We start from the raw sequence: 22,706 nt of genomic DNA, 5'->3' as shown, positions 1-22,706 counted from the left end.
GCCGGACCGGTCGCGGGCGAGGGCGTCAACGCGGGCTGGTCGTCGGTTGGTTGGTGGGGGCGGGGGTTGTCGGGGCCGGCGGGAGCATGGCCAGTTCCGTCAGCAACTGGCGCAGGTGGACCAGGGGTTGGGTGACCGGGGGGAGAGGGGTTCCCGGGCAGTGGGGGCGGTGGGTCAGGAGGGTGGTGGCCGCCGTGGTCAGGGCCTCGGTGACGTCGGGGACGGGGTGGTCGGGGCGGGGGGTCGCCCCGGCGAGGGCGGTGGCGGCACGCGACAACGCGGCGCAGGCGTCGGCCAGTTCCGGTGGGACCGGGAAGCCGCTGCGGACCAGCGCGCGGGCCTGGCGGGTGGTGGCGGCGTAGAGGGTCAGGCGGTGGCGGACCAGGCGGGAATTGACACCCCAGGCCATCGGGCGGGTCAAGGGGCGGGCCACCAGGGTGAGTTGCTGGAGGCGGTGGTCCAGGGAGCGGGCGAGGGCGTCGAGTTCGGTGCCGTCCGGACGGGTCGGCGCCGCGCGGTCCACCAGTTCGGACAGGGCCCTGAAGTACGCCCGGCGGGCCGTCTCCACGGTGTCGCGGGTGCTGGTCGGGAGTATGAAGTAGGCCACCGCGATGCCGATCGCCGCGCCGAGGGCGGTTTCCTCCAGGCGGAGCAGCAGGAGTCCGGCGGAGAACTCGTGCAGGACGCTGTAGAGCTGCGAGACCATGATGGTGACGAAGAAGATCATGCAGGCGTAGCTGACGTTCACCAGGTAGAAGCCCAGGGACATGCTGGTCACGATCACCACCAGCACCCACCCGGTGTGCCCGGCGGTGAGATGCGCGAGGCCGATGCCCGCGCCCAGGCCGACGAGGGTGCCGACCACCCGGTTGACCGCCTTGATGGAGGTCTCGGAGCGGGTCGCGGTCCCGGCGAAGGCGATGAACGCGGCCAGCACCGCCCAGTAGTAGCGGGCCTGGGACAGCTCCCGGCCGGCCAGGATCGCGAGGGTGCCGGCGACCGCGACCTGGATCGCCTGCCGGGTCGTCAGCGTCAGCCGGCTCAGTGGGTTCCAGTGGCTGCCGCGCGCCGCGACGTCCGAGGCCACCGCCGCGGAACCGGGCAGATTGCCCTGGGCCAGGGTGACGACGGGGTCGTACGCCTCGTCGGTGATGTCGTCGTACGGCGGCGGGGCGGTGGCGGTGCGCGCCAGGGTGACGTACTCGACGGCCGCGGCCGCCAGATGGTGGGCGGGCCAGCGGCCGGTGCCCGGCGCCGCCGTACCCGTACGGGGTTCCAGCAGGGGGCGGGCCACGTACTCCACCGCGCCGTACTCCCGGCGGCCCAGATGACCGGCGATACGGGCGGCCGCGGGGAGCAGTTCCCCGCCGTCCTCGGCCAGCGTCTCGGCCGCCGCGGCCAGCGCGTCGATCGCGAGATGCGCCTCCAGCAACCGGCGGCGCAGCGCGGGGCCGGACCAGCCCGGGGGCAGCGCGCCGGGCTCCGCCGACCAGCCCTCGATCATCAACGCGGCCTCGGACAGGCGCAGTTGGCGGGCGTGCAGCCGACGGCGCAGCCGGGCGTGGCGGCGCGGGTCGGCCGCCAGCAGCTCGGCACTGGCACGGGCCACCGCACGGGCCCGCGCGCCGAACGCCTCGCGCACCCGGCGCAGGGTGCGGCGCGGATTGGTGCGCAGCACGGTCAGCGACAGCAGCAGCACCCAGCCCGTCGCGACCCCGACCGCCGACAGCAGGGCAGGCAGCATGGACAGCTTCGCGCCGAGGAACGCGGCGAAGAAGTAGCCCATCCAGATCATGAAGCCGTAGAAGAAGAACGCCATGCCGAAGCGGCGCACGAAGACCGCCACGAACATCACGGCGACGAAGACGCACAGCATCAGATCCGTACGACCGGCCACCGCGACACCCGCGAGCATCCCGATGCCGATGGCCGGCGGGAAGAAGACGGCGGTGCGCACCTTCGGCCAGACACCGGTGCCGGACAGGGCCATCGAGCCCATCATCGCCATGACGGTGCCGAGCAACATCGCGATCAGGGTGCCCTGGGGGCCCGCGTGGGTCGCGGTGGCGTACAGGTACTCGATGCCCAGCGTGCTGGCCATCGCCAGCGCCGCCGACAGGGCCATGCGCAGCCGGTTCAGTCCCGGGTCCGAGCCGACCACCCTGTCCCGTATGCCGCGCAGCGCGGCCACTCCTCGGTCCACCCGTACCCACTCCCCCCAGTGATCCGGAACCTTCTGGTCCGGATCCTTGCAATCCCGGTACGATACCGGTAACTATCGGTATCATACCGATAACTGCTGATGCGATACTGGTATCAGACGACGGGGAGACGGCGGTAAGGGATGACTGGAGCGGACCCGGCGCTCGAAGTGATCGAGCGCCAGACGGCCGTGCTGATGCGCAACTTCGAGCTGCTGCACCGGCGTACCGACGTCCATGACCGTCTCGACCGGGCGCAGTATCTGCTGCTGCGCACCCTCAGCGACGGTGGCCCGATGACCATCACCACCCTCGCCTGCACCCTCGGCCTCGACCCCTCCACCGCGGGCCGGCAGGTCTCCGCGCTCACCGCCGCCGGCCTGGTCGAACGCGCCGCCGACCCCGCCGACCGGCGCCGCTGGGTGGTCACGCCCACCGCGGACGGGCTGCGCGAGATGCGGGTCGTACGCGACCGGCGCACCGAGAGCCACGCCGAACTGCTGGGCGACTGGGACCCGGAGGACCTGCGGACGCTGGGCGCGATGCTGGACCGGTACAACCGGGCCGTCGCCGCGCGCTATCTCCTTCAGCCGGCCGCGTCGACGGCGGGTCAGCCGAGCCAGTCGCTGTAGCGCGTGGGCGCGAGCCGCGCCCGCCGGTCCGTGAGCACATCCCCCTTGACGACGGCGAACATACCGGCCGCGGGGTCGGTGACGATCGTACGGCCATCACCCTTACGGGAGAGGGTGAACCGGCCCAGCTCGTCCAGGGGGAAGACATCGGGGCCGGCGATGTTTTGGATGCCGTCGAGCGGTGAGCCCGTGGCGACGTCCGCCACCACGGCGGCCACGTCCTCGGCGACAATGGGCTGCAGGGGCGTGGCGGGCAGCCGGACGGAGCCGGCGTCGGCGGTCCAGGGGAATGTGGCATGCGGCCGGATACATGGTCAGGGCAAGAAAGGGGGACCCCTGGCCGGGGACCAGCCCCCGAGGGCCCCGCACAGCTTCCCTACGGCCGGAACCCCGCCACGATCCGGTTGATCACCGCCGCCGCCGTCTCCAGCTCCTCCGGCGAGAACTCCCCCAGCGCCTCGCCGAGCCACCGCTTCCCGGTGGCCTCGGCGCGCGCGACCGCCTCGCGGCCCTCCCCGGTGGCCCGCGCCCGGCGCGCCCGCTGGTCCCCCGGCTCCTTGGTGGTGGCGACCAGGCCGTCGTCCTCCAGTCGGCGCACCTCGCGGGTGACATGCGGGGCGTTCACCATCAGCGCCTCGGCGAGCTCGCCCATCCGCAGGGGTTCCGGCGACGCCGCCAGCACCCGCAGCACCGCGAGGGACGCCCGGTCCACCGAGACCCCGGCCTCCCGGCGCAGCCTGCTGTGCGCGCGGTTGCCGGTCATGGTGTACGCGAGCGCCGAGAGCGCGGTGTAGAGGCCGTCCAGGGCCGCCCGCCCCTCGGGTTCCGTCTCGGGTTCCATGGGGTCCACCCGTCGGTCCATCCACCGATCATGTCGTACGGCCCCCGCCCCCGTCGCCTCTGGCCGAAACTTGCCCCCTACACCTATTCCGCCTCCCCCGCCCACCGGAGTAACATGAAAGTAACTTACTTACTTTTGTTAAGTAACCGAGGAGGTCCACGACGATGCCCGAGACCCCCACCGCGCCGCCGGCCCCGAGCCCGGTCCCGGCCGCGCCCCCCGCCTACGCCACCCACCGCGCCCCCGGCTGCCCCTTCGACCCCCCGCCCGAGCGCCACCGGCTGCTCGCCGAGGGCCCGCTGGCCCGCATCTCCCTGTGGGACGGCAACACCGCCTGGCTGGTGACCCGGCACGCCGACCAGGTCGCGCTGCTGCGGGACGAGCGGATCAGCGCGGACAACCGGCTGCCGAACTTCCCGAGCGTGAGCGCCGGAAGCCAGGCCACCCGCGCCCACAACCGCACGTTCATCTCGATGGACGAGCCGGAGCACAACGAGCAGCGGCGGCGGTTCACCGCCGACTTCACCGTCAAGCGGATCAACGAGCTGCGGCCCCGGATCGAGGCGATCGTCACCGAGCTGCTGGACGCGATGGAGCAGGCCGGACCCCCCGCCGACCTGGTGCGGGACTTCGCGCTGCCGCTGCCGTCGCTGGTGATCTGCGAACTGCTCGGTGTCCCCTACACCGACCACGCCTTCTTCCAGCGGGTCAGCGCGGTGATGATCGACACCCGCAGCACCCCCGAGGTCGCGCTCGCCGCCTCCCAGGAACTGGTGGACTACCTCGGCGACCTGGTGGCCGCCAAGGAGAAGGACCCCGGCGACGATCTGCTCAGCCGCATGGCCGTCCAGTACCTGCGCACCGGGATCAGCACCCGCGACGAATGCGCCAAGCAGGCCCGGCTGCTGCTGGTGGCCGGGCACGAGACGACGGCCAACATGATCGCACTCGGCGTCTGCGCGCTGTTCCAGCACCCCGAGCAGCTCGCGGCGGTGCGCGACGGCGAGCCGCGCCGGGTGGTCAACGCCGTCGAGGAACTGCTGCGGTACCTGACCATCGTGCATCTGGGGCGGCGCCGGGTCGCGGTCGCGGACGTGGAGGTCGGCGGGCAGGTCATCCGCGCGGGTGAGGGCGTCGTCTTCGCCACCGATCTCGCCAACCGCGACCCCGAGGTCTTCGAGGACCCCGACCGGCTGGACATCGACCGGGCCGCCCGCCGGCACATCGCCTTCGGCACCGGCCCCCACCAGTGCCTCGGCCAGAACCTCGCCCGGATGGAACTCCAGGTCGCCTACCCCGCGCTGCTGCGCCGGTTCCCGGGCCTGCGCCTGGAGCGGCCGCTGGCAGAGATCCCGTTCCGGGAGGACATGGCCGTCTACGGGGTGTACGAGCTGCCCGTGGCCTGGTGACCGCGCGGGCGCCCCGCTGACAGGGGGCCCGGCCCAAGATTTCATCAAGTAACTTGGCAAAGTTACTTGATGAAATCTACGGTGTGGGCGTGACCACCGGCTCCACTCCCGCTCCCCCGACTCCCCCCTCCGACACCGCGCAGCGGCTCAACCAGGCGATGAAGCGCCTGCGGGCACGGCTGCGCGCGGAGTCGGGGCAGCACGCGACCGGGCTGACCGCCACCCAACTCGCCGTCCTGGCCGAGGTGGTGCGCGAGGGCCCGGTCACGGCGGCGCGGCTCGCCGCGCTGGAGCACGTCACGCCCCAGGCCATCGCCCAGAGTCTCGCGGTGCTGAAGGCCGCCGGACTGGTGCACGGCGCCCCCGACCCGGGGGACGGCCGCCGCAAGCTGATCAGCGCCGACCCCTCGGCCGGCGCGCTGATCGAGCGGCTGCTCGCAGGGCGTGCCACGTTCCTGGCCCGTGCGATCACGCAGGTCGTGCGGCCGGAGGAGCGCGACGACCTGGAAAAGGCCGTCGAGCTGCTGGAGCGTCTTGCCGGGGCCGAGATCCACCCGCACATCCCCTGAGATCCGCGAGGAGAACCACCGAATGACCAGCCCCGCCGCCCTGCCCGTCATCGACCCCGCGCGCACCGCCCTGCTGGCGATGGACCTCCAGGGCGGAATCCTGCCGCTCGTCCCGGACCCGGACGCACTCGTCGAGCGGGTCAAGGGTGCCATCGCCGACGTCCGCGCCGCCGGTGGCGCCATCGGCTATGTCCGGGTCGCCTTCACCGAGGACGACTGGGCCGCGATCCCGGAGACCAACAAGTCCTTCAGCCCGCTCGCCGCGGCCAAGCGCAACCACCACGAGGACCCGGACACCCAGGTCGACGCGCGGATCGCGCCCGAGGACGGCGACATCGTCGTACGCAAGGTCCGCATCGGCGCGGCCTCCACGACCGATCTGTACGAACGGCTGCGCGAGCGCGGCATCGACACGCTGATCCTCTCCGGCATCAGCACCAGCGGTGTCGTGCTGTCCACGCTGACCGACGCCGCCGACCGCGACTACCGCGTCATCGTGCTGTCTGACGGGGTCGCCGACCGGGACCAGGAGGTCCACCGGGTGCTGCTGGAGAAGGTGTTCCCGATGCGCTCGTACGTCATCGACATCGCGGAGCTGCGCGAACTGCTGGGCGCCGCCTGATCGTTCGTACGACGGTCCCGGCCCGCGCCCCCGCTCACGTGGGCGCTCAGGCGGCGCACTTCGTGACGAAGTCCGCGACGGCGTCCTGCATTTGCCGCAGGCCGGGCTCCTCCAGGGGGTAGTGCCCCGCGTTGTCGAGCATGACGGTGTCGACCGGGACCTTCGTGATGCGGGACAGGACCGGCACGCTGAGATGGTGCGGGGTCCAGCGGTCCTCGGCGGGCTGGGTCAGCAGGACGGGGCAGGCGTCGAAGTCCTCGGGTTCGACCGCGGGGGCGTAGTTCATGTAGCGGTCCAGGAAGCGGATGCTCACCCAGTTCGCGGCCGAGGTGCGGTCCTTGAGGAACACCTTCATCGCGCCGGGGTCGTTGGCGAGCGCCGACATCTTGCTCGCCAGGCTCATCGGGCACTGCAGCCCGGCGGCCGGGGTCCTGGCCAGCAGTCCCATCACGGGACCGCCGAGGCGGGCGGCGATCCGGTCGTGCGCGGTCTCGTCGCGGACCTGCTGGAGGCGCTGGTCGAGGAAGGTCATGCCGACGATGCCGGCCAGGGTGCCGCGCGGCGCCTTGGCGGCCACGTGGTACGTGAGCATGCCGCCCGCGCTGAGCCCGTACAGGATGATCGGGCGGTCGTCGCGGGCGCGCTCATGGGCGAGGAAGTCCACGACCAGATCGACCCAGTCGTCGTACGACGGTGTGGTGCCCGGCCTGACCCGGGTGAGGCCGTAGCCGAGGTTGTCGAGGGCGACGGTCTCGAAGCCGAGCCGCGCGAGCGGGGCGCCGAGGACGAGGGACATCTGGCGGCCGTTGGTGCCCACGCCGTGGTGCAGCACGACCTTGGCGCGCGCCCCGGGGTTCGGGTACCGGTCGAGGTGGACGCGGTGTCCGCGCCAGTCCCAGAACTCCTCCTCGGGTGCGGTCTCGTCGGTCAGGCGCAGCCGCTCGGGCAGAAAGCGCTGGAGGTCGCGCCATGCCTGCTGGTCGCGGTAGGTGGTGGGGGTGGTGGAGCTCATGAGGGGGTGCCTTCCGGCTGGGGCCCGCTGGTGGGTCGGGCGGGGGCTGAGGGGCGGCCCAGCGCCCCTCGGGTGATCATCTGCACGCCGGTGCCGAGATCCCGGCGGGCGGCCTCGACATCGCGCAGGTCGTCCTCCAGGCCCCGGGTGAAGGTGAGCAGCACCTCGGCCGCCTGCCGGGCGGTGCCGGGTACGGCTTCGGCCAGGGCGTCGGTGAGCAGCCGGGCGAGGTGGTCCATATAGGCGCCGACCAGCTCGGGGGTGTGGGCGGAGGCGGCGGCCAGCAGCTCATAGGCGTGCGTGGGGCTGTCCTGCCAGAGCCGGATGGCCACCTCCAGCTTCACGGTGAGCACGCCGAGCACCTTCTCCTCGGCCGTGCCCGCCGCCGCCACGGCCCGCTCGGCCGCCGCGGCGGCCCGTTCCAGACCGGTGCGCACGATCGTGGCGAACACCTCGTCCTTGGTCCCGGCGTACTTGTAGACGGTCGGCCGGGACAGCCGCGACTCCTCGACGATGTCCGACATCGTCGTACGGCGGAATCCATGACGGCAGAAGGCGCGGTAGGCGCCTTCGAGGACGAGCTGGGCGGAGGGAACCTTCGGCATGCTACGAATTTAACACTGAAGTGGAACTCTGTAAATTCCGCTGATTCCGCTCAGTGCAGCCGGGGCACGATCAGGTAGATGCCGTAGCCCACCACCACGGCGCAGGCCAGGAAGCACAGTCCCGCCTGGGCGCGGGCCAGGGCGGTGGCGGGGCCGGTGCGGCGGTCGGCGGCGCGGGAGAGGCCGAGGACGCCGAGGGTGAAGACGACGACCACGGCGACGGTGACGCCGAGGCTGACCGCGGCGACCCGGGCGAGGGCGGACCAGTCGATGTGCATGGCGGACTCCCGGGATTCAGACGGCCGAGCCGATGTCGGTGGGGGTCTGGGAGCGGAGGGTGACCTCGTGGTGGTCGTTGACGTTGTCGGCGTGCACCGGGTTGCGGCGGGAGATGACGACGACGCCCAGGGCGAGCGCCAGCGCCACCAGGGCGACGACGACCGTGCCGATGTTGCCGCCGTGCTTGACCACGCTCGCCGCGAGGCCGCCGACCAGCGCGGCGAACGGCAGGGTGATCAGCCAGGCCAGCGCCATCCGCCCGGCCACGCCCCAGCGGACCTCCGCGAGCCGGCGGCCGAGTCCCGCGCCGAGGATGCTGCCGGAGGCGACCTGGGTGGTGGACAGCGCGAAGCCGAGGTGGGCGGAGGTGAGGATCACCGCGGTGGAGGCCGTCTCGGCGGCGAAGCCCTGCGGCGACTGGATCTCCGTCAGACCCTTGCCCATGGTGCGGATGATCCGCCAGCCGCCCAGATAGGTGCCGAGGCCGATCGCGAGACCGGCGGAGCCGATCACCCAGACCGGCGGTCCGGCGTCATGGCCGAGCGCGCCCGCGGAGATCAGGGTCAGCGTGATCACGCCCATGGTCTTCTGCGCGTCGTTGGTGCCGTGCGCGAGGGAGACCAGGGAGGCGGAGGCGATCTGGCCGAACCGGAAGCCCTTGGTCACCCGGTCCTGGCGGGCGCGGGCGGAGAGCAGATAGGCGAGGTAAGTGGCGGCGCAGGCGGCCACCCCGGCCACCACCGGGGAGACGACGGCGGGCAGCAGCACCTTGTCGAGCACCTGCTCGAAGTGCACGCCCTTGGACCCCGCGCCGACCCAGACCGCGCCGATCAGCCCGCCGAACAGGGCGTGCGAGGAACTGGAGGGCAGCCCGGCGAGCCAGGTCGCCAGATTCCACAGAATCGCCCCGACCAGCCCGGCGAAGATCATCGAGGGGGTGACCAGGGCGTCGTCCACGATGCCCCCGGAGATCGTCCGGGCCACCTCGGTGGACAGGAACGCGCCCGCGATATTGAGAACACCGCTGATCAGGACCGCGATTCTGGGCCGGAGCGCGCCGGTGGCGATGGAGGTGGCCATCGCGTTCGCGGTGTCATGGAACCCGTTCGTGAAGTCGAACGCCAGCGCCGTCACGATGACGACCGCCACGAGCAACGTGATGTGGTCCATGACTCCAGCCAACCAAGACCCGGCCGATTCCGCGCGAACTGGGAGCGAAGGCCCGGGAATGCCCGGAAGGAGACGGGGTGGGGAGGCGGGCCGTGCCGATCCCGGGTCCGGTGCCGGTGGGCTGTGCCAAGCTGGTGGGCGTGAGCCTGGAGGATCTGCGGCGGCTGCGGCGGGTACGGGACCGGATGGACCGGGAGTACGCCGAGCCGCTCGACATGAGTGAGCTGGCGCGCGGCGCCCTGATGTCCCCGGGCCATTTCCAGCGCAGCTTCCGCAAGGCGTTCGGGGAGACGCCGTACAGCTATCTCATGACCCGCCGCATCGAGCGGGCCAAGGCGCTGCTGCGCCGGGGCGACCTCACGGTCACCGAGGTGTGCCTGGCCGTGGGGTGTACGTCGCTGGGGTCCTTCAGTTCCCGTTTCACCGAGCTGGTCGGCCAGACCCCGAGCGCCTACCGCGCCGCCTCGCACGAACCGGCCGCGGTGATCCCCTCCTGCGTGGCCCGTGCCTTCACCCGGCCCCGCCGCCGCCCCTACTGATCTCCCCGGGCCGTTCCCCGCAGCCGCGCGCGCCGGCATCCCGACCGGCTTAGCGTGAACGCATGAACGTACGACTCGCGCAGTGCTTCATCGCCGTGGACGACCATGACAAGGCCCTCGCCTTCTACCGCGACATCCTCGGTCTTGAGGTCCGCAACGACGTGGGCTTCGAGGGGATGCGGTGGGTGACCGTCGGCTCGCCGCACCAGCCGGACATGGAGATCGTGCTGGAGCCGCCGGGCGCCAACCCGGACGCCTCCCCCGCCGACCGGCAGGCGCTGGCCGAACTGCTCGCCAAGGGCATGCTGCGCGGGGTCATCCTGGCCACCGACGACTGCGACGCGCTGTGGGAGCGGCTGCGCGAGTCCGGCGCCGATGTGCTCCAGGAGCCGACCGACCAGCCGTGGGGCGTCCGCGACTGCGCCTTCCGCGATCCGGCGGGCAATCTGCTGCGCTGCTTCCAGCGCCCGGCGGCCTGAACTCCCCCGCCAAGCGCGGTACTTCACCCCCAGGGCTCCACCTCCACCACCGCGCTCACCGGCAACGGGCCGTAGAGGTGCGGGAATTCCTCGCCGCCCGGCTGCACCGGCTCGTACCTGAGCGGCGCGTCGAGCCGCGCCGGGTCGACCACCAGGACCACCAGTTCGTCCGGGCCGTCATACCCGCCGTACACGAACGCGACGACGGACGGGAGTTGCTCGCGGGTGGAGAAGTGGATGAAGCCCACCTGGTCGAGGGTGCGGCCCCGGGTCGACACCTCGTAGGTGCCGCGCTCGCGGGCCGCCTCCCACAGGGAGCGCTCGGTGATGTGGACGATGCGGGACGGTTTCGGCATGGCTTCACGGTAGACGGCGGGCCCCGTGGACTGTGGGGATCCACGGGACCCGGCCGACCGGAGCCCCCGGGGCACCGTGCGGGGTCAGGAGCCGCACGGGCCCGGGGGCTCCGGGTCCTCGGGGCCGCCGGACGGACCGGCGGCGCGGACCGCGGCGCTCAGCTGCTGCGCCGGGTCACGAACTCGGCGAGGGCGAGCAGCCCGCCCGCCGCCTCGGGGTCCGGGATCGCCCGGGCCAGCTCCTGCATCGCGCGGGCCATCCGGTCGGCCGCCTCCGTCTGCGCCCAGTCCCGGCCCCCGGCCCGCTCCACGGCCAGCGCGGTCCGCGCTATGCCCTCGCTGTCCCCGGTGATGTACGGCTTTCCGTACAGCGCGGCGAGTTCGGCCGCCGCCGGGGTGCCGGAGACGAGCGCCGCCACCACCGGCAGGGACTTCTTGCGGGCCGCGAGATCGGCACCGGCCGGCTTGCCGGTCCGCAGCGGCTCACCCCATATGCCGATGACGTCGTCGATCAGCTGGAAGGCGAGTCCCGCCTGACGGCCGAAGCCGTCCAGCGCGGCCACCTCCTCGGGCCCCGCGCCCGCGTACAGCGCGCCGAGGGCGCAGGCGCAGCCCAGCAGCGCCCCCGTCTTCGCCTCGGCCATGGCGAGCACTTCGTCCAGCGTGACCTCCCCCGGGGCGCGGTGCTCCAGGTCGGTGTCCGTGTGCTGGCCTGCGCACAGCTCCATCACACAGTCCGCGAGCCGGGCGGCGGCCGGGGCCGCGGCCGGGTGCGGGTCCTCGGCCAGCAGGCGCAGCGCGAGCGCCTGGAGCGCGTCCCCGGCGAGGATCGCGTCGGCGTCCCCGAACACGGTCCACGCCGTGGGCCGGTGCCTGCGGGTGGGGTCCCGGTCCATCACATCGTCGTGCAGCAGGGTGAAGTTGTGGACCAGCTCCACCGCCGCCGCGGCCGGTACGGCGGCCGCCCGGGCCCCCGGACCGCCGAGCGCGGCGGCCGCGGCGAGCACCAGGGCCGGACGGATCGCCTTGCCCGCGTGGCCCGCGGCCGGGCTGCCGTCCACGTGCTCCCAGCCGAAGTGGTAGCGCGCGATCCGGCGCATGGAACCGGGCAGCGACTCGACGGCGGCGCGCATCGCCGGGTCGACCATGGCCCGGCTCCGCTCCAGCAGCTCCGGCGCCTCCTGCCCGTCGTGCGGGGCGGGGCCCGGGTCACCGGTCCCCCGCCGTCCCTCCGGTGTGCCGGGGTACGGCACACCGGAGGGACGTTGTTCGGTCTCCGTCATGGACTCGGCCATGTCTCCCCCTCGCCAGGTCCGCGGGCATCGGCGGATCCTGCCCGGCCGGACGCGTACCCCGAGGATGTACCCGTCCGGGCGGTCGGGGACACGGCCGCGACGTGCGGAAACGTCACCTCCACCGGCCGATTTCGACGTTCTCCAGCACGCCGAGCGCGTCGGGCACCAGGACGGCGGCCGAGTAGTAGGCCGTGACCAGGTACTTGATGATCGCCTGTTCGTTGATCCCCATGAAGCGGACGGACAGGCTCGGCTCGATCTCGTCCGGCAGGCCGGACTGCCGCAGCCCGATGACGCCCTGTTCGTCCTCGCCGGTGCGCATCGCGATGATCGAGGTGGTGCGCGCCTCGCTGATCGGGATCTTGCCGCAGGGGAAGAGGGGCACCCCGCGCCAGGTCGGGATGCGGTTGCCGCCCATGTCGATGGTCTCCGGCACCAGACCCCGCTTGTTCAGCTCGCGGCCGAACGCGGCGATCGCGCGCGGGTGGGCGAGGAACAGCTTGGTGCCGCGGCGGCGGCTGAGCAGTTCGTCCATGTCGTCCGGGCTCGGGGCGCCGTCGTGCGGCTGGATCCGCTGGTCGTACTCGCAGTTGCTGAGCAGACCGAACTCCGGGTTGTTGATCAGCTCGTGCTCCTGGCGCTCCTTCAGCGCCTCGACCGTGAGCCGCAGCTGCTGCTCGGTCTGGTTCATCGGCTGGTTGTAGAGGTCGGCCACCCGGGAGTGGACGCGCAGCACGGTCTGGGCGATGCTCAGCTCGTACTCGCGGGGCCGGGCCTCGTAGTCGACGAAGGTGTGCGGGATGTCGGCCTCGCCGGAGTGGCCCGCGGCCAGGTCGACGGCCTTCTCGCCGTACTTGTTGGTGCGCTGCTCCGGGATCGAGCGCAGCTGGGCCAGATGGTTGCGCAGGGACTCGGAGCGCTCGGCGATCTGCTCGAAGTCCTGACGGCTGAGGATCAGCACGGTGCTGGCGGTGTCCGCGCGGACCGTGTACTCCCAGATGGCGTCCGGGTCGACCAGCGCCTGGTCGCCGAAGTAGGCGCCGTCGGCGAGGACGCCGAGGACCGAGTCGTCGCCGTAGGGGCCGGTGCCGATCTTCTCGACGCGGCCGTGGGCGAGCAGATGCACCCCGTCGTTGCGGTTGCCGAAGTCGGCGATGACCTCGCCGGGGGCGAAGTCGCGCTGGCGGCAGCGCCGGGCCAGCTCGCCCAGCACCTCTTCGTCCTCGTACGACCGCAGGGCCGGGAGTTCGCCGAGCTCGGCCGGGATGACCTCGACCTGGCCCCCGGTCTTGACGAAGGTGATCCGGCCGTCGCCGACGGCGTACGTCAGCCGGCGGTTCACCCGGTACGTGCCGCCCTGGACGTCCACCCAGGGGAGCGTGCGCAGCAGCCAGCGGGAGCTGATCTCCTGCATCTGCGGAACGGACTTGGTGGTGGTGGCCAGGTTCCGCGCTGCCGCGGTCCCGAGGGACTGCTGCGGCTTGCCCTGATCCGTGCGGAGCTCTTCGCCTACCGACATGTGGAAATGCCCTCCCATGTAATGCACCGGTCGCAACGGGCCGGTCTCGCATCGAGCGTCCCATCACGCACGGTTGCCACGCCATTACCCGAAAGAGGGGGAATGGATCATCGCACTAGTGGGCAGAAAGGAGGACCGCGAAAAAGGGGCCGCGGTCGGGTGCGGGTTCGCGAGGTCGGCGACAATGACACCGTGACCAGCAGCGATCCCCTCGCCCCCCGCCTTCCCTCGCCCCTTCGGGAGCTACGGGACGAGCGGTTCGACCGGCACGGGATCCGGCTGGTGCTCAAGCGGGACGATCTGATCCATCCGGAGCTGATCGGCAACAAGTGGCGCAAGCTCGTGCCGAACATCGCCGCGGCGGACGGGCGGCCGCTGGTCACCTTCGGCGGGGCCTACTCCAACCATCTGCGCGCCACCGCGGCCGCCGGACGGCTGCTCGGGCTCGCCACCACCGGTGTGGTGCGCGGTCAGGAGCTGGCCGACCGGCCGCTCAACCCCTCCCTCGCCCGGTGCGCGGCGGACGGGATGCGGCTGCGGTTCGTCGACAGGTCGGCCTACCGGCGCAAGGCCGAGCCAAAGACGCTGGCGGCGATCCTGCGCGCGGCCGGCGCCGAGGGGGCGTACGTCGTGCCGGAGGGCGGCAGCAACGCGGCGGCGGTGCGCGGCTGCACGGCGCTCGGGGCGGAACTGCGCGGGCACGCCGATGCCGTCGCGGTGGCCTGCGGCACCGGCGGGACGCTCGCGGGGCTCGCGGCCGGGCTGGCGGAGGGACAGCGCGCGCTCGGGGTGCCGGTCCTCAGGGGCGGCTTCCTGACGGCCGACGTCGAGGCATTGCAGGAACGTGCCTTCGGTGGCCGTACCGGCGACTGGGCGCTGGACGACCGCTTCCACTTCGGCGGGTACGCGCGGACCACCCCCGAACTCGACGCGTTCGCCGAGGACTTCGAGCAGCGGCACGGGCTGCCCGTGGAACGTCTCTATGTCGCCAAGTTGCTCTACGGACTTGTCGTCCTCGCCGAGGAGGGCGCCTTCCCGCGCGGCACGACACTCGCGGCGGTCATCACCGGCCGGCCGTTCCCCGAGCCCTAGCGGCCCGGCGGCCCGGAGCCCCGGCGGCCCCGGGCCCTCGCAGCCCGTGGGGGCTACGCCGCCTCCCGGTACGCCGCCGCCTCCTCCAGGTCCAGGTGCCGCAGCAGGGCGCGCAGCATCTCGTCGTCGATGTAGCGGTGGTCGCGCAGCCGTACGAAGACCTCGCGCTCGGCGCTGATCATGGCGCGGGACAGCCGCCGGTAGGTGTCGTCCACGGACTCGCCGGTGACGGGGTTCGCCTGGCCGAGGCGTTCCCAGACGGCGTTGCGGCGGCGCTCCAGGACGTCGTGGAGGCGGTCGGCGAGCGGCGGCGGCAGTGCGTTGCGCTCGTCGGCGAGGAGCTCCTCCAGGCGGCGTTCGGCGGCCAGGGACGCCTGCGCCTGGGCGTTGGCCTCGGCCAGGGTCTCGGCCTGGCGGTCGCGGCCGGGGAACTTCATCAGGCGGATCAGCGGGGCGAGGGTGAGGCCCTGCACGACCAGGGTGCCGATGACCGTGGTGAAGGTCAGAAAGAGGATCAGGTTGCGCTGCGGGAAGGGCGCGCCGCCCCGGATCGTCTCCGGGACGGAGAAGGCGATGGCCAGGGAGACCACGCCCCGCATCGCCGCCCAGGAGACCACGACCGGCGCCCGCCAGGTGGGGTCCTCCTCGCGCTCCCGGATGCGCCGGGAGAGCACGCGCGGCAGGAAGGTCGCCGGGAACGTCCAGACGAACCGGGCGGCCACGACGACCAGGAAGACGACGATCGCGTACCAGGCCGCGTCGGCCCCGTGATAGGCCGCGAGGCCCTTGAGGATGGGCGGCAGCTGGAGGCCGATCAGCGCGAACACGGCCGACTCCAGCACGAAGGCGACCATCTTCCACACGGCCTCCTCCTGGAGCCGGGTGGCGAAGTCGACCTCCCAGGAGCGGTGCCCGAGGTAGACGGCGACCACGACCACCGCGAGCACTCCGGAGGCGTGCAGTTGCTCGGCGACCCCGTAGGCGACGAAGGGGATCAGCAGCGAGAGGGTGTTCTGGAGCAGTGCCTCGGTCAGGCGGGTGCGCAGCCAGTGGATCGGCACCATGAGCACCAGGCCGACGAGCACGCCGCCGACCGCCGCGCGCAGGAACTCCTCGATGCCGCCCGCCCAGGTGGAGCCCGCGCCGACGGCGGCGGCGAGGGCCACCTTGTAGGCGGTGATCGCGGTGGCGTCGTTCAGCAGCGACTCGCCCTGGAGGATCGTGGTGATCCGGGACGGCAGCCCGACCCGGCGGGCGATCGCGGCGGCCGCGACCGCGTCCGTCGGCGCCACGACCGCGCCGAGCACCAGCGCGGCGGGCAGCGGCAGCCCCGGTACGACGAGATAGGCGGCCCAGCCGACGACGAAGGTCGCGAAGAGCACGTAGCCGACGGACAGCAGCCCCACCGGGCGCAGCTGGGCCCGCAGGTCCAGGTAGGAGCTCTCGGTGCCCTCCTTGTAGAGCAGCGGGGGCAGCACCAGGGGCAGCACGACATCGGGTTCGAGCGTGTAGTCGGGGACGCCGGGCACGTACGACACCACCAGGCCCGCCGCGACCAGCAGCAGCGGCGCGGGCACCGGGGTGCGCCGGGCGATCCCGGCGACCGCGGCACTGCCCGCGACCAGCAACAGCAGGGGCATCACGTCCATGCTCCTCGCCCACCCTCATTTTCCGCGCGGTCACCCGCACACCCGTCGTAATCTGGCAATCATGAAACAGTGCACGCACGCCGACGCGCTGCCGCATCCGGAACCCGAGCCGCGCTCCGCGACCTGCCCGGAGTGCCTGGCGGCCGGGACGCACCCGGTGCAGCTGCGGCTCTGCCTGACCTGTGGCCACGTCGGCTGCTGCGACTCCTCACCGGGCCGGCACGCCACCGGGCATCATGAGCAGACCGGGCATCCGGTGATGCGGACGTTCGAACCGGGCGAGGACTGGCGATGGTGCTTCGTGGACCACGTACTCGTCTGAGCGGTACCCGGGTCCGATCGTTGATCATCTTCTCGTTCGGGCACTGTGTCGTGTGACACTGCATGCGGCGGCGCACGCACGACGGTTCGGGCGTCTGACGTCTGGGTACGTCAACCCGGCGCGCGCTCTTCCGATTTGGGGCCGCATACCCCCTAGACACGGAGCGTATCCACAGCTTTACTGTGAGTGACGCCAGGGGGTCGGGGTCCCGGGGACGGAAACATTCGGCGCGCGATAGCGTCACCGCTTGAACCACCTACGCGTTAGCCCCGGGGGGCGACCCTCGGCCCCTGTAAAGCTTGTACCACCATGGAGGTGAGGGTGTCCCAGATCGCAGGCGAACCCGCGGCGAACCAGGATTTCGTGGAGGTCCGGCTGCCGGCCGCGGGTGCCTACCTGTCGGTGCTGCGGACGGCCACGGCCGGTCTGGCGGCCCGCTTGGACTTCACCCTGGACGAGATCGAGGATCTGCGCATCGCCGTGGACGAGGCCTGCGCGATCCTGTTGCAGCAGGCCGTGCCGGGCTCGGTGCTCAGCTGCGTCTTCCGGCTCGTCGACGACTCGCTGGAAGTCACCGTTTCGGCCCCGACCACGGACGGCCATGCCCCCTCGCGGGACACCTTCGCCTGGACCGTGCTGTCGGCCCTCGCGGGGAAGGTCTCGTCCGCCGTCGACGAGGACAAGACGGTGTCCATCAGCCTCTACAAACAGCGCGGCGCGGGTCCCGGGCCGGCGTGAGGGAGAACGGGGACGGTCCGGTGCGGGACGAAGAGCGCGGCACGCGTGAGCTGCCGACCGGGGACGGGGGTGCCCCCTGGTCGAGTGCGGCGGAGACCTCCGGGGACAGCCCCCGCGACGGTTCCCGGCGCATGGCGGACGGCATCGACGGCATCCCCGAGCAGGCCAGGCCACACCCGGAGGACCACTCCGCAGGGCCCGGCGGTGCGGGCGCAGGCCCCGACACCTCGCCCGAGGCGCGCGGCGGGGCCGCTCCCGCCGGCCGCGCGGGGGCGAGGGCTCGGGGAAGGGCTACGGGCGGGACGATGAGCGAGCACGAGCGATACGCGGACGACGGCGCGCTGAGCGCGGAGGCCGCACCGCACGACCCGCACGACCGCAGCGGGGCCCGTGCGATGTTCGTCGAACTGCGCGGGCTCGACACGGGCAGCACGGAGTACGCGGAGCTGCGCAATCAGCTGGTCCGTATGCATCTGCCGCTCGTGGAGCACCTGGCACGCCGGTTCCGCAACCGCGGCGAGCCGCTGGACGACCTCACCCAGGTCGCCACGATCGGGCTGATCAAGTCCGTGGACCGGTTCGACCCGGAGCGGGGCGTGGAGTTCTCCACGTACGCCACGCCGACCGTGGTCGGCGAGATCAAGCGGCACTTCCGGGACAAGGGCTGGGCGGTCCGGGTGCCGCGCCGCCTCCAGGAGCTGCGGCTCGCCCTGACCACGGCGACGGCGGAGCTGTCCCAGCTGCACGGCCGCTCGCCGACGGTGCACGAACTCGCGGAGAAGCTCGCGATCTCCGAGGAGGAGGTCCTGGAGGGCCTGGAGTCGGCGAACGCGTACTCCACGCTGTCCCTGGACGTCCCCGACACCGACGACGAGTCCCCCGCGGTCGCCGACACGCTCGGCGCGGAGGACGAGGCGCTGGAGGGGGTGGAGTACCGGGAGTCGCTCAAGCCGCTGCTGGAGGATCTGCCGCCGCGGGAGAAGCGGATCCTGCTGCTGCGGTTCTTCGGGAACATGACGCAGTCGCAGATCGCGCAGGAGGTCGGGATCTCCCAGATGCACGTCTCCCGGCTGCTGGCGCGCACGCTGGCGCAGCTGCGGGAGAAGCTGCTGGTGGAGGAGTAGAGCGCCCGCCCTACTCGGCGCGGCCCGGGCCCTTGATGTTCAGGGCCTGGGTCGTCTCGCGGTTGATGAGCAGCACGAGAGCCGTGACGGCCACGACGGCGAGGACGATGCCGACCGGGACGGCGAGGCCGCCGGACTTCAGCATGTTCAGCCCCACCGGCAGTGCCATCAGCTGGGTGATCACGGCGGGTCCCCGGCTCCAGCCGCGGCGCAGCAGGAGGCCGCGGGCGGCGAGGAGCGGGAGCAGGGCGAGTACGGCGAGGGTGATACCCAGCGTCACGGCCTGCTGCCGGTCGTCGGGGGCGCCGGTGATGCCGAGCACGAGGACCCACAGGCCGCCCGCGAACAACGCGACGCCTTCCAGCCCGGCCAGCGTGGCGGCGTACGTCAGACGACGGGGGCGGGGGCCGTCGGCTTCGGCCGTGTCCGGTACGGAGGTCTGCTCACTGCTCACCTCAGCAGGGTAGCCGTCGGCGGGAGCGGGCCGGGGGTGGGCTCGGTCACCGGCACCTGCCCACGTGGGAAGGCTCACCCCCGCCCCTCTTACCCGATCCCTACCTCGGCCTGGGCCCGGTACCGCCGGGTAGGTACGCTGACGTGCATGCGTGCTCTCCTCGTGGTCAATCCGGCGGCAACCACCACCAGCGCACGCAGGCGTGATGTGCTGATCCACGCGCTCGCCAGTGAGATGAAGCTGGAGGCGGTCACCACCGAGTACCGCGGACACGCCCGGGACCTGGGCCGGCAGGCCGCGGAGAGCGACGACATCGACATGGTCGTGGCCCTCGGCGGCGACGGCACCGTCAACGAGGTGGTCAACGGACTGCTGCACGCGGGGCCCGAGCTGGACCGGCTGCCCGGCCTCGCCGTCGTGCCCGGCGGCTCCACCAATGTCTTCGCCCGCGCCCTCGGTCTGCCCAACGACCCCGTCGAGGCCACCGGCGCCCTGCTGGACGCGCTGCGCGAGAAGCGTGAGCGCGTGGTGGGCCTCGGTCTCGCCTCCGGCACCCCCGGTACCGAGGACGAAGGGGTGCCGGCCCGCTGGTTCACCTTCAACGCGGGACTCGGTTTCGACGCGGGCGTCGTCGGCCGCGTCGAGCAGCAGCGCGGGCTCGGTAAGAAGTCGACGCACGCGCTCTATGTACGGCAGGTGATCCGGCAGTTTCTCGGCGAGGCCAATCGCCGGCACGGCCTGATCACTCTGGAGCGGCCCGGCGAGGACCCGATCGAGGATCTTGTTGTCGCCATAGTCTCGAACACGTCCCCTTGGACGTATCTCGGCAATCGCCCCATGTACACATCGCCTAAGGCTTCGTTCGACACGGGCATCGACGTACTGGGTCTCAGCCGCCTGTCGACGGCCGCGGTTGCCCGGTATGGCACCCAGTTGCTCACTTCGTCCCCCGAGCGCGGACCCCATGGCAGGCATGCGTTCCCCCTCCATGATCTGGACCGCTTCACCTTGCATTCGAAGGCTCCTCTGCCTCTGCAGATGGACGGTGACCACCTGGGGCTGCGCAGGAGCGTGACGTTCACAGGCGTACGCCGCGCACTGCGTGTGATTGTGTGAGTGGAAGAGGCGAAAGTCCTTTCACTCGAACGTTTAGGCCAGGATCCACCCCATGGAAGTACGGCTGTGACCCAGTCGACACCGAGGAATCAAAAAAAACTTTCCGGAAGGGGTTGTATCCGCCGCTGAGGTTTGCGAGTCTCTACGTGGCGATCGGGACGGCCCCCAACACCGGCCTCCACTGATCACCGGAACCCCTCTTCATACCAAGGACCCCGCCGGGGAAGACTCGGCGTTCGGCCCTTCACTTGTCGAGGGATTCGTGAAAGCGTTCACATTCACAAGCAACTTGCACGTAATACCAAGGAGAGGTAGCAGCCATGGACTGGCGTCACAACGCCGTTTGCCGCGAGGAAGACCCCGAGCTCTTCTTCCCCATCGGCAACACCGGTCCCGCGCTGCTGCAGATCGAGGAAGCCAAGGCCGTCTGCCGTCGCTGCCCGGTGATCGAGCAGTGTCTGCAGTGGGCGCTTGAGTCCGGCCAGGACTCCGGCGTCTGGGGTGGCCTCAGCGAGGACGAGCGTCGCGCAATGAAGCGCCGTGCCGCCCGCAACCGGGCCCGTCAGGCCTCCGCCTGACACACCCACCCCAGCTGACAGCCTGAGCTTGGCGGCGCGTGCATCGAGCACGCATCTCCCGCCCCCGAGCAGCAGCGCGCAGTATCCCCCGATGCCGCCGGCGAAAGCAGCGCAGCAACGAGCACGAGCCTCGGACCGAAGACGGTCCGGGGCTTTTTGCTGTCCGGACCCCGGTCGCCGTCCAGGCCCCCGGCGCACCCGCCGCCACCATTGGTCCATACCAACGGGCCCTCCCCCAAGGGCCGTTGACTACTTCTGCGCGCGCACCGGGATGTCCAGGATCACCCTGGTCCCCCGCTCCGGCGCCGGGACCATGTCGAACGTGCCGCCCAACTCGCCCTCCACCAGGGTCCGTACGATCTGGAGCCCCAGGTTGCCCGAGCGGTGCGGGTCGAAGCCCTCGGGCAGGCCGACCCCGTCGTCCTGGACGGTGACGAGCAGCCGGGCCTCCTTCGTACTGCCGCCGCGCACCGCCGAGACCTCCACCGTGCCGGTCTCGCCCTCACGGAACCCGTGTTCCAGGGCGTTCTGGAGCACCTCGGTGAGCACCATCGACAGCGGTGTGGCCACCTCGGCGTCGAGTATCCCGAAGCGCCCGCTGCGCCGGCCGGTCACCTTGCCCGGCGAGATCTCGGCGACCATCGACAGCACCCGGTCGGCGATGTCGTCGAACTCCACCCGCTCGTCCAGGTTCTGGGAGAGCGTCTCGTGCACGATGGCGATGGAGCCGACCCGGCGCACCGCCTCCTCCAGGGCCGCGCGCCCGCGTTCGGAGTCGATGCGCCGGGCCTGGAGCCGCAACAGGGCGGCCACCGTCTGGAGGTTGTTCTTCACCCGGTGGTGGATCTCCCGGATGGTCGCGTCCTTGGTGATCAACTCGCGTTCGCGGCGCCGCAGTTCGGTGACGTCCCGGCACAGCACGAGCGCCCCGATCCGGGTGCCCTTGGGCTTGAGCGGGATGGACCGGAACTGGATCACCCCATCGGGCGACTCGATCTCGAACTCGCGCGGCGCCCAGCCGCTGGCCACCTTGGCCAGCGCCTCGTCCACCGGGCCCCGGGTGGGGGCGAGCTCGGCGGTGGTGTGCCCGAGGTGGTGTCCGACCAGGTCGGCGGCGAGGCCGAGGCGGTGGTAGGCGGACAGTGCGTTCGGGGAGGCGTACTGGACGATGCCGTCGGCGTCCAGCCGGATCAGTCCGTCGCCGACGCGCGGCGAGGCGTCCATGTCGACCTGCTGGCCCGGGAAGGGGAAGGACCCGGCCGCGATCATCTGGGCGAGGTCGGAGGCGCTCTGGAGGTAGGTCAGCTCCAGCCGGCTCGGGGTGCGCACGGTGAGCAGGTTGGTGTTGCGGGCGATCACCCCGAGCACCCGGCCCTCCCGTCGTACGGGGATGGACTCGACCCGTACGGGGACCTCTTCGCGCCACTCCGGGTCGCCCTCGCGCACGATCCGGCCCTCGTCGAGCGCCACGTCCAGCATGGGCCGCCGGCCGCGCGGGACGAGGTGGCCGACCATGTCGTCCTGGTAGGAGGTGGGGCCGGTGTTGGGGCGCATCTGGGCGACCGAGACGTACCGGGTGCCGTCCCGGGTGGGAACCCACAGGACCAGGTCGGCGAAGGAGAGGTCGGAGAGCAGCTGCCACTCCGAGACCAGCAGATGGAGCCACTCGAGATCGGAGTCGTCGAGGGCGGTGTGCTGGCGGACCAGCTCGTTCATGGAGGGCACGTTTGCGAGCGTACCCGCGGGCCTCGGCATGGCCGAAAAACACCCGCGGGCCGCGGCGCCTGGAAGGGACCCTCAACCCTCCCGGCACCGCAGCCCGGAGCATCATCGGCCGTGGGGTGTGCGGTCCCGGTCGGCCGAAGGCCGAGGAGCCGGGGCAGTCAGGGCAGAGAGCGCCGGTTCCTCGATCCGCCTTCCTGTGCGGGGAAGACGGGGCTTGTTCGCTTCGTACTGTTCGCCCGCGTGTCGCTTCGAACCGCTTGTTCGAACAGTCTCTTCGATTGTGGACTAGACCATGGGGCATGTCCATGCCCTTACGGCAGACGCGGCCCATGGCACTCGATGCCACGCAGCCTAGCCCGCCCGGGTCGACCATGGGGGCA

Annotated in this window: 24 protein-coding genes and 1 pseudogene; 12 read left to right on the top strand and 13 right to left on the bottom strand. The window is 71.8% G+C overall.

Annotated features, from left to right (window positions below; translation table 11 throughout):
• Nucleotides 1–25: 25 nt before the first annotated feature.
• Complete coding sequence (locus AB0N90_RS04880) at nucleotides 26–2,203, bottom strand: FUSC family protein (protein WP_365193034.1); 2,178 nt, start codon at nucleotides 2,201–2,203, stop codon at nucleotides 26–28.
• A gap of 141 nt (nucleotides 2,204–2,344) precedes the next feature.
• Here AB0N90_RS04880 and AB0N90_RS04875 point away from each other — a divergent pair, with 141 nt between their 5' ends.
• Nucleotides 2,345–2,833 (top strand): MarR family transcriptional regulator, encoded by a 489-nt coding sequence (locus tag AB0N90_RS04875; protein WP_365193033.1) that lies wholly within the window; start codon nucleotides 2,345–2,347, stop codon nucleotides 2,831–2,833.
• Here the strand turns inward: AB0N90_RS04875 and AB0N90_RS04870 are convergent.
• Both AB0N90_RS04870 and AB0N90_RS04865 read right to left on the bottom strand, forming a co-directional pair.
• Nucleotides 2,812–3,117, bottom strand: a pseudogene (locus AB0N90_RS04870) (LysR family transcriptional regulator); the annotation flags it as partial. The gene AB0N90_RS04875 and the pseudogene AB0N90_RS04870 sit on opposite strands and share 22 nt — an antisense overlap.
• 92 nt (nucleotides 3,118–3,209) lie before the next feature.
• Nucleotides 3,210–3,695, bottom strand: coding sequence for a MarR family transcriptional regulator (locus AB0N90_RS04865; protein WP_365193032.1), 486 nt, complete (start codon nucleotides 3,693–3,695; stop codon nucleotides 3,210–3,212).
• 143 nt (nucleotides 3,696–3,838) lie between these two features.
• Between AB0N90_RS04865 and AB0N90_RS04860 the strand changes: the two genes are divergently transcribed.
• The 3 genes from AB0N90_RS04860 (at nucleotide 3,839) to AB0N90_RS04850 (ending at nucleotide 6,274) form a co-directional block, all read left to right on the top strand.
• Nucleotides 3,839–5,083 carry a cytochrome P450 gene (locus AB0N90_RS04860; protein ID WP_365193030.1) on the top strand — a complete coding sequence of 415 codons (1,245 nt, stop codon included), beginning with the start codon at nucleotides 3,839–3,841 and terminating at the stop codon, nucleotides 5,081–5,083.
• 158 nt (nucleotides 5,084–5,241) lie between these two features.
• Nucleotides 5,242–5,652, top strand: a complete 411-nt coding sequence (locus tag AB0N90_RS04855) for a MarR family transcriptional regulator (RefSeq protein WP_361675112.1) — start codon at nucleotides 5,242–5,244, stop codon at nucleotides 5,650–5,652.
• Between the two features lie 22 nt (nucleotides 5,653–5,674).
• Nucleotides 5,675–6,274, top strand: a complete 600-nt coding sequence (locus AB0N90_RS04850; protein ID WP_086810776.1) for an isochorismatase family cysteine hydrolase — start codon at nucleotides 5,675–5,677, stop codon at nucleotides 6,272–6,274.
• A 46-nt stretch (nucleotides 6,275–6,320) separates the two neighbouring features.
• On the opposite strand, the gene AB0N90_RS04845 is transcribed toward AB0N90_RS04850, so the two are convergent.
• Genes AB0N90_RS04845 through AB0N90_RS04830 form a run of 4 tightly spaced genes read right to left on the bottom strand, consistent with a single transcriptional unit; the run spans nucleotide 6,321 to nucleotide 9,340 of the window.
• Entirely contained in the window at nucleotides 6,321–7,286 is a 966-nt protein-coding gene (locus tag AB0N90_RS04845; protein WP_365193028.1) for an alpha/beta hydrolase, read from the bottom strand.
• Nucleotides 7,283–7,891, bottom strand: coding sequence for a helix-turn-helix domain-containing protein (locus tag AB0N90_RS04840; RefSeq protein WP_365193026.1), 609 nt, complete (start codon nucleotides 7,889–7,891; stop codon nucleotides 7,283–7,285). The genes AB0N90_RS04845 and AB0N90_RS04840 overlap by 4 nt, the downstream gene beginning before the upstream one ends.
• 50 nt (nucleotides 7,892–7,941) lie before the next feature.
• On the bottom strand, nucleotides 7,942–8,169 hold the full coding sequence (locus AB0N90_RS04835) for a hypothetical protein (protein ID WP_361674772.1): 228 nt from the start codon (nucleotides 8,167–8,169) through the stop codon (nucleotides 7,942–7,944).
• A gap of 16 nt (nucleotides 8,170–8,185) precedes the next feature.
• On the bottom strand, nucleotides 8,186–9,340 hold the full coding sequence (locus AB0N90_RS04830; RefSeq protein ID WP_365193023.1) for an inorganic phosphate transporter: 1,155 nt from the start codon (nucleotides 9,338–9,340) through the stop codon (nucleotides 8,186–8,188).
• Between the two features lie 140 nt (nucleotides 9,341–9,480).
• Between AB0N90_RS04830 and AB0N90_RS04825 the strand changes: the two genes are divergently transcribed.
• Together AB0N90_RS04825 and AB0N90_RS04820 are read left to right on the top strand one after the other, a co-directional pair.
• Nucleotides 9,481–9,879, top strand: a complete 399-nt coding sequence (locus tag AB0N90_RS04825; protein ID WP_365193586.1) for a helix-turn-helix transcriptional regulator — start codon at nucleotides 9,481–9,483, stop codon at nucleotides 9,877–9,879.
• A 62-nt stretch (nucleotides 9,880–9,941) separates the two neighbouring features.
• Nucleotides 9,942–10,358 (top strand): VOC family protein, encoded by a 417-nt coding sequence (locus AB0N90_RS04820; RefSeq protein ID WP_365193021.1) that lies wholly within the window; start codon nucleotides 9,942–9,944, stop codon nucleotides 10,356–10,358.
• 23 nt (nucleotides 10,359–10,381) lie between these two features.
• On the opposite strand, the gene AB0N90_RS04815 is transcribed toward AB0N90_RS04820, so the two are convergent.
• The 3 genes from AB0N90_RS04815 to AB0N90_RS04805 all read right to left on the bottom strand — a co-directional run bounded on the left by AB0N90_RS04815 (nucleotide 10,382) and on the right by AB0N90_RS04805 (nucleotide 13,528).
• On the bottom strand, nucleotides 10,382–10,714 hold the full coding sequence (locus AB0N90_RS04815; RefSeq protein WP_365193019.1) for a DUF952 domain-containing protein: 333 nt from the start codon (nucleotides 10,712–10,714) through the stop codon (nucleotides 10,382–10,384).
• Nucleotides 10,715–10,872: 158 nt separating this feature from the next.
• A complete protein-coding gene (locus tag AB0N90_RS04810) occupies nucleotides 10,873–12,009 on the bottom strand; it encodes a family 2 encapsulin nanocompartment cargo protein polyprenyl transferase (RefSeq protein WP_361674777.1) in 1,137 nt (378 codons plus the stop codon).
• Between the two features lie 112 nt (nucleotides 12,010–12,121).
• Nucleotides 12,122–13,528 carry a family 2B encapsulin nanocompartment shell protein gene (locus tag AB0N90_RS04805; RefSeq protein ID WP_365193017.1) on the bottom strand — a complete coding sequence of 469 codons (1,407 nt, stop codon included), beginning with the start codon at nucleotides 13,526–13,528 and terminating at the stop codon, nucleotides 12,122–12,124.
• Nucleotides 13,529–13,720: 192 nt separating this feature from the next.
• Between AB0N90_RS04805 and AB0N90_RS04800 the strand changes: the two genes are divergently transcribed.
• Nucleotides 13,721–14,620, top strand: a complete 900-nt coding sequence (locus tag AB0N90_RS04800) for a pyridoxal-phosphate dependent enzyme (RefSeq protein WP_365193015.1) — start codon at nucleotides 13,721–13,723, stop codon at nucleotides 14,618–14,620.
• A gap of 53 nt (nucleotides 14,621–14,673) precedes the next feature.
• Here AB0N90_RS04800 and AB0N90_RS04795 read toward each other — a convergent pair whose 3' ends face one another.
• Nucleotides 14,674–16,269 (bottom strand): Na+/H+ antiporter, encoded by a 1,596-nt coding sequence (locus tag AB0N90_RS04795; protein ID WP_365193013.1) that lies wholly within the window; start codon nucleotides 16,267–16,269, stop codon nucleotides 14,674–14,676.
• 61 nt (nucleotides 16,270–16,330) lie between these two features.
• Between AB0N90_RS04795 and AB0N90_RS04790 the strand changes: the two genes are divergently transcribed.
• The 3 genes from AB0N90_RS04790 to AB0N90_RS04780 all read left to right on the top strand — a co-directional run bounded on the left by AB0N90_RS04790 (nucleotide 16,331) and on the right by AB0N90_RS04780 (nucleotide 18,453).
• Nucleotides 16,331–16,591, top strand: a complete 261-nt coding sequence (locus AB0N90_RS04790) for a UBP-type zinc finger domain-containing protein (protein WP_128791622.1) — start codon at nucleotides 16,331–16,333, stop codon at nucleotides 16,589–16,591.
• A 321-nt stretch (nucleotides 16,592–16,912) separates the two neighbouring features.
• Nucleotides 16,913–17,329 carry an anti-sigma regulatory factor gene (locus AB0N90_RS04785; protein ID WP_009190566.1) on the top strand — a complete coding sequence of 139 codons (417 nt, stop codon included), beginning with the start codon at nucleotides 16,913–16,915 and terminating at the stop codon, nucleotides 17,327–17,329.
• Between the two features lie 20 nt (nucleotides 17,330–17,349).
• Nucleotides 17,350–18,453, top strand: coding sequence for an RNA polymerase sigma factor SigF (locus AB0N90_RS04780; RefSeq protein ID WP_210730411.1), 1,104 nt, complete (start codon nucleotides 17,350–17,352; stop codon nucleotides 18,451–18,453).
• Between the two features lie 10 nt (nucleotides 18,454–18,463).
• On the opposite strand, the gene AB0N90_RS04775 is transcribed toward AB0N90_RS04780, so the two are convergent.
• Entirely contained in the window at nucleotides 18,464–18,907 is a 444-nt protein-coding gene (locus AB0N90_RS04775) for a hypothetical protein (RefSeq protein WP_361674783.1), read from the bottom strand.
• A 147-nt stretch (nucleotides 18,908–19,054) separates the two neighbouring features.
• Here AB0N90_RS04775 and AB0N90_RS04770 point away from each other — a divergent pair, with 147 nt between their 5' ends.
• The gene (locus AB0N90_RS04770) at nucleotides 19,055–20,023 is read left to right on the top strand and encodes a diacylglycerol kinase family protein (protein WP_361674785.1); all 969 of its coding nucleotides are present in this window, start codon (nucleotides 19,055–19,057) and stop codon (nucleotides 20,021–20,023) included.
• A gap of 320 nt (nucleotides 20,024–20,343) precedes the next feature.
• Nucleotides 20,344–20,601: a WhiB family transcriptional regulator gene (locus AB0N90_RS04765; RefSeq protein WP_003992873.1), complete on the top strand. Its 258-nt coding sequence runs from the start codon at nucleotides 20,344–20,346 to the stop codon at nucleotides 20,599–20,601.
• Nucleotides 20,602–20,850: 249 nt separating this feature from the next.
• Here AB0N90_RS04765 and AB0N90_RS04760 read toward each other — a convergent pair whose 3' ends face one another.
• The gene (locus AB0N90_RS04760; RefSeq protein ID WP_361675121.1) at nucleotides 20,851–22,317 is read right to left on the bottom strand and encodes a PAS domain-containing sensor histidine kinase; all 1,467 of its coding nucleotides are present in this window, start codon (nucleotides 22,315–22,317) and stop codon (nucleotides 20,851–20,853) included.
• Nucleotides 22,318–22,706: the final 389 nt, after the last annotated feature.

It is taken from the genome of Streptomyces sp. NPDC093018 (assembly GCF_040684035.1).
Taxonomy (GTDB): domain Bacteria; phylum Actinomycetota; class Actinomycetes; order Streptomycetales; family Streptomycetaceae; genus Streptomyces; species Streptomyces murinus.
The sequence above is the reverse complement of the archived record's forward strand: the minus strand, read 5'-3'. Positions and strand labels throughout refer to the sequence as shown.